The organism is Oleiphilus sp. HI0125 (assembly GCF_001635355.1).
Genome location: NZ_LWGF01000004.1, coordinates 1 through 875, shown reverse-complemented (window position 1 = coordinate 875; position 875 = coordinate 1). Strand labels below are relative to the sequence as shown.

Sequence of the window (875 nt, the reverse complement as noted above, 5' to 3'; positions counted from 1 at the left end):
CAAAGCCCAGTGCATCTGACGTCTCAGGCTCGTAGTACAGAGAAGCATCGTTCAACGTCAGCTTTTCTAAAGCTTCACGGAATGACTCATAATCGTCGGAGCTGACAGGGAACAACGCCGCGTAGACTTGAGGTTTTACGCGTTGGAAGCCGGGCAACTGGCCGACTTCTTGAGTCTTAGCATGCGTGATCGTGTCCCCTACCGGTGCACCATGAATATCTTTAATTCCGGCTACGACAAATCCAACTTCACCTGCTTGCAATATCCCTGTTTCGGTATGCTTCGGAGTAAATACACCGCAAGAAGTAATCTGCTCGATCTTGCCGGTAGATTTGATAAATATTCTGTCGCCTTTGCGAAGTGTGCCTTCAACGACACGAACAAGCGACACAACTCCTAGGTAGTTATCAAACCACGAGTCGATAATTAGGGCTTGCAACGGAGCTTGTCGATCGCCTTCAGGTGGTGGAATCACCTTAACCAATTCTTCGAGCACATCTTTAACGCCCATACCACTCTTAGCACTGCACGGCACGGCATCCGTCGCATCGATACCAATAATATCTTCTATTTCTTGCTTTACACGCTCAGGCTCAGCTTGTGGCAAATCCATTTTGTTAAGGATTGGAAGAACTTCTAAGCCTTGTTCAATCGCCGTATAACAGTTCGCTACAGACTGCGCCTCAACACCTTGACCCGCATCAACGACTAACAAAGCACCTTCGCAAGCCGCTAAAGACCGCGATACCTCATACGAGAAGTCAACGTGTCCGGGCGTATCGATAAAATTAAGCTGGTACGTCTCACCGTCATCCGCTTTATAGTTCAGGGTCACACTTTGCGCTTTGATCGTAATACCACGCTCTCTTTCGATA

The 875-nt window shown here is 48.1% G+C and carries 1 protein-coding gene; it reads right to left on the bottom strand.

The window, feature by feature from the left end; genetic code table 11:
- The coding region (locus tag A3762_RS00470; RefSeq protein ID WP_156493085.1) for a GTP-binding protein at positions 1–875 on the bottom strand (875 nt) is incomplete at both ends.